This is a genomic window from Alicyclobacillus contaminans DSM 17975 (genome assembly GCF_000429525.1).
Taxonomy (GTDB): domain Bacteria; phylum Bacillota; class Bacilli; order Alicyclobacillales; family Alicyclobacillaceae; genus Alicyclobacillus_A; species Alicyclobacillus_A contaminans.
This window is the reverse complement of record NZ_AUCA01000072.1, coordinates 1-7950: the sequence shown is the minus strand read 5'-3', so window position 1 is coordinate 7950 and position 7950 is coordinate 1. Positions and strand designations below refer to the sequence as shown.

Here is a 7950-nt window from a genome sequence, read left to right as displayed (position 1 = left end):
CTCGTCCACTGTCCACTTACGTCCCGGCATCATAAACACCTCTACTTCATCTTAACCCATCCCTTCTGTCTGGGTTGACTCTGGGGCCAGTATATGTTTCAGTCATGGGTAAGATAGTCAAGAAGTATGGAATTGGCGTAACCAATCCTGTACATATTGCTACAGGTATGCACCTGTTGGAGACTCAAGGAGGAGTACAATATGGCACAAGAAGCAGCCAAAACCGGAGCCGGTCCAACAGCTCTCGTTGCTATCGAGCAATTCTTTCCTGAGAAAGAACGCATCATTGAGGATGACCTGGCCTATCGCATGCTGTCGTTCGGCGCGAGAGTGTTTTTATGGCTGGTACGACCTCATTCGGTAAGAGATTGGATGGTCCGAGCAACCGAGAACGACGCTCCCGGCATCTGGAGCGGCATGATGTGCAGGAAGCGGTACATAGATGAGAAACTAACCGATGCTATCAATCAACATCAGATTGCTGCGGTCGTGAATCTAGGCGCAGGGTTCGATACTCGGGCATATCGGTTGCCTGCTCTTTCTGACATACCTGTGTGGGAACTCGATCAACTTGGAAACATCAAATCCAAGCAGATTCGACTTCGTAAGGTGTTCGGAACAATTCCTTCACATATTCAACTTGTTGGAATCGACTTTGATCACGAAGATCTAAGGGCAGTACTGGAATCGCATAGTTACACTATGGACAAACGAACATTTTTCATCTGGGAAGGTGTTACTCAGTATCTTACAGAAAAAGGGGTTCGAACTACCTTTGATTTTCTGTCTAAAGTCGCGCGTGGTAGCCGTCTTGCTTTCACATATGTACGCAAGGACTTTCTTGAGGGCAGAGCGATGTACAATTCGGAGAAGCTCTACAAAAGATACGTGACAAATAAGAATTGGATTTTTGGAATGGAGCCAGAAAGGTGGACGAACTTTCTCAAGGAGTATGGTTGGCAGGTTATCGAGGACGTGGGTTACGATGAAATGGCCGAGAAATATGTTAAACCGACCGGTCGGAGGCTTGCCTCAACACCGATTGAGAGAATGATCTACGCGGAAAAATTGTAAATGACATAGTCACCGAACGTTGTACAGTAAGCCTCCACACAACCTAGAAGCATGTCGCGGGAGGGACGGCATTCAGCAGTTTGCTATTGAGCAATATGAATCACCCTTTAGTGGAGGAACACTTCCATTGAAGGGTGACATATTCACAGTTTATTCACGCGTCAGCAATCTTTTTAATATCCTTGCTTTCCAGAATTGATACTGGATAACCTTGATTGACGATATGAATCATCGCGATCCCCAGTTCCCTTAGGGAAATGACAAACGACGTGAAAAGATGACGTGCAACCGGAACGCCGAGACAGAGATAGCAGACATTATAACCGGACAATTTCGATTGGATTGAGGAGAGGTCGAAAAAATTCGGATGAACGATCAGATCCTACCCCCGAAGCCAGTCCTCGAAGAGTTGGAGCCAATCACGATACACACGCTCGTTCCCTTCGCTCTCCCCCGCCATCTGTTCATCCGCCATTACGTCAGCATCCATCTATTTCAACCCCTTGGAGAAGAAATCCACAGAGTCTTAACGCCCCTCGTTTGAGGCGTTACGATGCCAGTGATCAGGATGTTGAGTGCAGCGTGAGAGGAAATCACAAATCGCCACTAGCGACAGCAGTGATGTGAATCCCTATTTTGTGACGGAATGTTACGCCACCTGACACTATCGCCAATCCATCGCGCTGTGATGTCATGTTGCAGCCCGTGAACAGCCGCATCTTCTCTTTTGCTGCGGGCGGATTGCAGTGGCGAGAAACCTCGTTAGCCTCCACAATCAGTGCGAACATCCTTGTTACCGTCTCTTCGCTTGTCCCACTTCTTGCCGGGGCCTTAGCCCCCAACCACCCTCGAAGGAGGAGTGATTGTCATGGGGAAATCACTCGTGTTGTCCGCACTCCGTCGAATACCGGCCGTACCACAGAGTTAACCCCATCCTCGAGCACCTGCAGGAGATACACGCGGATTTGGTTCACGATGCTTTCGGTATATCTCCGTCAAGCAGTCGATTTCGGCCCGGTAGTCTGCCCCTCGTCCGAGTCTCGCGCCTTCTGTCGGGCTTTGCGAAGCTGCACCTGTGCGATGATACGGGCGATAATTCGTTGCGCTTCAGGCTTCAGAACGACGGGATCCACATCACCACCCCCTCATATGACCGTATGTGTCATCTGCTTGGTCACTTGCGACGTGCGCCGAGTCTCCTCTCAGGGATTCAATGGCCAGTCCGTCATATTTGCTACGCGTTGGGCCCTCGTGAACGAAGCGGCTTGTGCCGTTTCAGGTGGAGAGCGTTTCATGCGAGACCGGTCCTTTTCGGGATTTCCCTGCCACAATTTTTTCAATACGCAATGTTTCTTTTCGGAACGTACACGATTACAATTGAGTTAGCTTATTCCTGTGATGATACATCAGCTGGACTAGTGCCAAAGAAGGCCCCATCATCCGGAATTGTCACATGGACTTGGAAGGTGGGCACGCGCACCACACCGGGTAACTGGCCCGTGTACGTCACCGTGAACCGTAAGACTATCAAGTTAACGTTGCACGTTTCATAACGAAGTTATTTCTCTGGCGGTGATGAAACGGTACATGATGGAGACGCTGCGGCTTGCGTGGGAGCGAGAGACAAATCGGGGGCAAGGACAAAAGCAGGGAGAGTGAAGGAACGCACCGTCAAGAAGCCAAACAGTGCATAGATAAAAACAACTGACATGTGGTAAGGTGATCCTCATGCGTCGTCCACTACAACAAGCGCAACAGCCATCTGGCTGCGGCGCAACTTTGCTTGCTCTCCCAAATTTATCATCAGCGTCATCTACGCAATTGTCCACGCACTCTATGAGTTTACCATCTATCACTGGCTCTATATCGTCATTCCTCTCTCCAAAGCGTTCACCTCGCAGCTATCGTCTTGCTCCGTGAACAGTATATATCACGGGACAAGCCGGTGAACCCTCCGGCTTCAGACGGTATACGTAGTGATACACAACATCAGTAGAGGAGGATTTCTTTTTGTCTGTCGTTTTCTTTCTAATCTTCATAGCCTCTATTGTAGGCCTCATCGTCGGCTTGTTTAGGCCACGGGCCGTTGTCCGCTGGGGTCAGAAACGCACTCGCTCTCGTGCTGTGCTGACCTACGCGGGTGCGGCACTCGTATCCTTCATTCTGTTCGGTGCCACAGTCCCAAAAAACGAGTCAACGATGCCACCGCCATCTGCATCCGAGAGATCCACGACGATGAACCATACGGCGGATACCACCAACTCCGTATCGACATCCGCACCTAGGAACAACTCAATCGACACGTCGTCGAGTAAGACATCAGCGTCATCGGTCCCGAAAGGCCTGATACCTGTCGTCGTGACCCGCGACGTCGATGGTGACACAATTCACGTCAGCCTCCACGGCAAAGACGAAACGATCCGCATGCTACTTATTGACACACCGGAAGACGTGGACCCGGTCAAACCCGTGGAACCATACGGACCAACGGCTGCCGCGTATGCCCGAAGTGTCCTGCCGGTCGGTAAGCACATCTACATACAGGAGGGCCACCCCGGGTATACACGCGATAAATACGGTCGTCTGCTGGCCTACGTCTATATCACGCCACATGATATGTACAACATGGATGTGGTGAAGAAAGGCTATGCTCGCGTCGCGTATATCTATCCCCCGAACACGGACTACCTATCGCAACTGGAAGCGGCGCAGAGCTACGCGAAGTCGCATCATCTCGGAATCTGGAGCCTCTCTGGGTATGTCACATCTGACGGATATAACCTATCCGTAGCCTGCACCTGGGACGCAGATCACGGATACTCAACCAGTGAATGCACCGGTCAGGCCCCGAGTCTTTCGTCCGAATCAACCAACCATTCGTCGGGCTCATCGTCGTCGACGACTCATAGCAGCACGAAGACCACTTCGAGCCTTCCGTCCATCGTATCGTCGAACCTCGACGTCTACCCTGGTGATTACGCTTCGGTCACGGTGAAAGCTGCACCTGGGGCGTACGGTACTATCGAGGTCGACTATGAGTCGGGCCCGAGCCATGCACAGGGGCTCGTTCCTATGTACGCCGACGCAAGCGGCGAGATCACCTGGACATGGAAAGTCGGAACCCGAACCCACGCTGGGGATTGGCCGATTATCATCACCATCGGAGGTCAAACAATCAAACTGACACTGCATGTCCACTGAGAGTCACCCCAATCTACACGAGGGCGACATTATGATTCCGCCGCCCTCCACTCCCCATCGCAACCACATTGTTCCGAACACCAAAACATCTTCCATCTTTGTAGTATGCGACCTGGAGCACGAACAAACGCTCGATTGTAAATCCTAACATCAGGGAATAAGGGGGATTTATCGTGTTGGACTTCGAACATGATAGACCCACACGCCTCGAAGAGCGTGTCGTCAACGTCTATCGCAAGCACCGTCCCTATTCTCCACAAGATATCGACCTCGATCTGTTCATATACGACGCCGGCATCTGGGTGCACTATTTGCCCGAACCCAGTACAAACTACCAGTTCCGAGACGAAATGTACTCCATCATCGTCGACAATCGACTTCCACGTCGGCAACAGGGTATCGAACTGACCCATGAATTAGGGCACATACTACTCCATGTCGGCCATCAGACGTTCATGCCTGATGACGAGGGCGATCGACAGAAGTGGCAGGCCGACCGGTTCGCCACGTATGCTCTCGCACCTACTTTCATGATTGCAGACTGCATCAAACCGACAAACAGCCGGCAGCGTGCCGAACGACGAGTGTCAAGTGTGCGTTATCGCGTTCGACGATGACGTTACTCTCCGTATCATCGAGGATACTTGGAACACGGAGCCGCCCCATCGTCTTCGCGGTGATCGTATACCTGCCGAGCGCCGCCACCGGAACGACTTCATCGTCCTTGGTATCCTGGACGGCATTGTGAAAAAAGGCTCGAACAGATTGAACAACCCTCCGTCGACGAGTTTGATTGGGGATGCTAACCTGACGGTGAGAGGTGACTGCCTGTGACCATCGCCCTCTACTGCCGCGTTTCCACTGATGAACAGGCGCAACACGGGTTCTCCATCGAACACCAAAAGGAGCGCTTGGCAGCTTACTGCGTATCACAAGGCTGGACCGAGTATGAGTTTTATGTCGACGATGGGTACTCCGGAACCACCATAGACCGCCCCCAGTTGAACCGACTCATTCGTCACGTACGGGCAGGACTCATCAACATGGTCGTAGTGTATAAGCTCGACCGACTCAGCCGTCGACAGAAGGATGCGTTGTATCTCCTCGAGGACGTCTTTGATGCGCACGGAGTGGCCTTTAAATCGGCCACAGAACCGTTTGATACATCTACCCCTTTGGGCAAGGCTATGCTCGGTATTTTGGCCGTCTTTGCGCAGCTGGAACGGGATACAATCATTGAACGAACTCGATCCGGAAAGCGACAGCGCGTACGTCAGGGACTATGGTATGGGGGGCCGGTCCCATACGGATACCATTGGTCCACCGCAGATCAACGATTGAAAATCGTCCCGGAACAAGCTTCCTTGGTCAAAGAAATTTACCGTCGTGTCCTCAAAGGGCAGTCGTACTTGTCGATTGGCAAGTGGGCAGAAAAGCGCACCAAAGAGCGGGCCTTTTATGCGCACAAAACGCTGATTTACATACTCACCAATCCGATTTACGCCGGCAAGTTGAATCAAAACGGCGTGCTGGTGGATGGTTTACACGATCCCATTATCGACTTCGAGACGTGGAAAGCCGTACAGAGCGAAGTTGCAAAGCGTCATTCCGGCCGTCGTCCGTATGGTCGGTACCTGTTAAGCAATCTGTTGACTTGCGGCGTGTGCGGCAGCAGCATGAAGCACATCACATACCAGGATAAGCGCTACAAATCGACGAAAATTCGTGGTTACTATCTGTGTTCGGCGAAGCACAGGGCGGCAAAGCTGTGTGACAGCCGATTTTATCCTGATGACGCGCTGAATAAGGAGGTCGTCGAGCGGCTCCAGGAGATATCCCTTGACCCGCAGATCATCCAGGAAGAACTGGCTTCACACGTTACGTCCGAGTCTGAAAAACAGCACGACGTTGACCGCCTTCAACGTCAACTGAATGCCATCGAAGATGAACTGAACAGATGGTACGACGCATATGGCAGTGGCAAGCTGGACATCAACCGGGTGCAGCAAAAAATCAATGCGCTCGAAGATGAGCGTCGGGCCATTCTCTTGCGCTTGGATGAGATGGATATCCCTGCTCAAGCCGAACGGCAAGAGTATGTCATGGAGTCGCTCAAGCTCATTGGGACCTCGTGGGATGACATGACGGACGAAGAACGATTTCAGGTGCTGCGCGCTGCGGTCAAAAACATCACCGTTTACCCGGATGGACAGCCGGTTTTTGACTGGGAGACTTAAGTTTAACCTTTGACGGTCAACGCTTCTTCATACGTGCAATGGGAACCGGTCACGGCAAATCCAATCGTCTTTCCTTTCAGTTCCATTTGGGTTCCTCCTCCGTCGTGTCTCAGGTTTGAGCCAGAATGCGCGTGATACTGTCGGCGATAATTCGGCCCGCCGTCTTCGGCGCCACCAGTCCCGGTAGACTGGGCGCGAGCAGCGCGGTCATGCCCCGACGCTCGGCGTAACGAAAATCCGTCCCGCCTGGCTTCGAGGCGATGTCGATGATGACGCAGTCCTTGGACATGCGCGACAGAACAGACGCGGTCAGGATGAGCGCCGGCACGGTGTTGAACACCATGTCCACGTCGCCAACTTCTGACGCCAACCGCTGCAGTGGCACCGGTGTCATCCCCATTTCTCGAATGCGGGCCAGATCCGCGGGTTGCCTGGCGGCCACCCTCACCTGTGCCCCAAGAGCGCCAAGAGTGCGCGCCAAGGTAATGCCGCAGCGCCCAAAACCGAGAACGAGCGTGCGCGCACCGTGAATGGTGATGTCCGTATGCTCCATGGCGAGTGCAATGGCGCCTTCGGCAGTAGGGATGGAGTTGAGAATGGCCACCTCATCCAATTCCATCAACTTCACCAAGTTGAGCTTGTATTTTTCCGTGAACGTCTCCAAGCGCGACCGCGCGATGCCGGTGAACACAAACGCCCCCTCACGCATGGCGGCAAAGTGTTCCTCCGCAAGAAACACGTGGCCGTCACTACTGAATTGGGTATCCACCCGGCCGTCATCGTCCATTCCAGCCACCGGCAGAACCAGGGCGTCCGCCTCCGCGAACACCTCCGGCGACAGCGGCACCAACGCGGTGTCCGTAAACCGGCGATTCAATTCTTCAAACCCAATGAGCATGGCGCTGGCGTCCAGCTCGGTGGTTTGCGCAATGACCTCCAACTGTCGTGCATCGCCGCCGATGAACACGAGTCTACGGCCTGTCAACATCCCGTCATACCTCCCGACGCCGGATGGGGTTCGCTGTAATCTATGTGCCGGGCGAATGTGAGGTGCCGTTCCGCGACAGCGGAGCATGACGCGGACGCGATTGGGTGAAACTAGTGCCCCTTCAGGCAACCTTGATCTTCTTTTGTTCCCGTAGAAGGCTAGCGTTTCGCCTGTGCTTATTGCGCCAGCGAATATATGCCCGAATTGCGTCAGCAAGTGCCTTGTGGTCCTCATGGTTGCTGCCACTCAGCACAAACTTGCGCAACGGCCCGAAATGACACTCAATCCGATTGAGCCACGATGCGTGTGTCGGAGTGTAGACCAATTCCACATTGTTCTCGACCGCCCAGTTTCGGACACGCTCATGCTTGTGCGGCGAAAAGTTGTCCAGGATGATGTACAGCCGCTCGGAACGGTGATAACGACGGCGTAGCACCTTGAGAAAACGCA

Annotated in this window: 8 protein-coding genes; 4 read left to right on the top strand and 4 right to left on the bottom strand. The window is 53.0% G+C overall.

Going from position 1 to position 7950, the window contains the following annotated elements; translation table 11 throughout:
* The first annotated feature begins 201 nt into the window (after nt 1–201).
* On the top strand, nt 202–1074 hold the full coding sequence (locus G463_RS0116465) for an SAM-dependent methyltransferase (RefSeq protein ID WP_026976025.1): 873 nt from the start codon (nt 202–204) through the stop codon (nt 1072–1074).
* A gap of 995 nt (nt 1075–2069) precedes the next feature.
* Here the strand turns inward: G463_RS0116465 and G463_RS23020 are convergent.
* Together G463_RS23020 and G463_RS23255 are read right to left on the bottom strand one after the other, a co-directional pair.
* A complete protein-coding gene (locus G463_RS23020; protein WP_156900273.1) occupies nt 2070–2207 on the bottom strand; it encodes a hypothetical protein in 138 nt (45 codons plus the stop codon).
* A 999-nt stretch (nt 2208–3206) separates the two neighbouring features.
* Entirely contained in the window at nt 3207–3458 is a 252-nt protein-coding gene (locus G463_RS23255) for a hypothetical protein (RefSeq protein ID WP_169725496.1), read from the bottom strand.
* Nucleotides 3459–3498: 40 nt separating this feature from the next.
* Between G463_RS23255 and G463_RS0116450 the strand changes: the two genes are divergently transcribed.
* The 3 genes from G463_RS0116450 (at nt 3499) to G463_RS0116440 (ending at nt 6512) form a co-directional block, all read left to right on the top strand.
* Nucleotides 3499–4275, top strand: coding sequence for a thermonuclease family protein (locus G463_RS0116450; RefSeq protein ID WP_169725495.1), 777 nt, complete (start codon nt 3499–3501; stop codon nt 4273–4275).
* A gap of 173 nt (nt 4276–4448) precedes the next feature.
* Nucleotides 4449–4892, top strand: coding sequence for an ImmA/IrrE family metallo-endopeptidase (locus G463_RS22565; protein WP_169725494.1), 444 nt, complete (start codon nt 4449–4451; stop codon nt 4890–4892).
* Between the two features lie 213 nt (nt 4893–5105).
* Nucleotides 5106–6512 carry a recombinase family protein gene (locus tag G463_RS0116440; protein WP_026976023.1) on the top strand — a complete coding sequence of 469 codons (1407 nt, stop codon included), beginning with the start codon at nt 5106–5108 and terminating at the stop codon, nt 6510–6512.
* Nucleotides 6513–6621: 109 nt separating this feature from the next.
* Here G463_RS0116440 and dpsA read toward each other — a convergent pair whose 3' ends face one another.
* Both dpsA and G463_RS21050 read right to left on the bottom strand, forming a co-directional pair.
* Nucleotides 6622–7500 carry a dipicolinate synthase subunit DpsA gene (gene dpsA, locus G463_RS0116430; RefSeq protein ID WP_026976022.1) on the bottom strand — a complete coding sequence of 293 codons (879 nt, stop codon included), beginning with the start codon at nt 7498–7500 and terminating at the stop codon, nt 6622–6624.
* Nucleotides 7501–7621: 121 nt separating this feature from the next.
* A partial coding sequence (locus tag G463_RS21050; RefSeq protein WP_026976021.1) for a transposase occupies nt 7622–7950 on the bottom strand: 329 nt, incomplete at its 5' end.

Bases quoted from the DNA above. Each gene is read 5' to 3' on its own strand.
- dpsA (WP_026976022.1), bottom strand. From the start codon at position 7,500: ATGTTGACAGGCCGTAGACTCGTGTTCATCGGCGGCGATGCACGACAG.
- G463_RS0116465 (WP_026976025.1), top strand. From the start codon at position 202: ATGGCACAAGAAGCAGCCAAAACCGGAGCCGGTCCAACAGCTCTCGTT.
- G463_RS0116450 (WP_169725495.1), top strand. From the start codon at position 3,499: ATGCTACTTATTGACACACCGGAAGACGTGGACCCGGTCAAACCCGTG.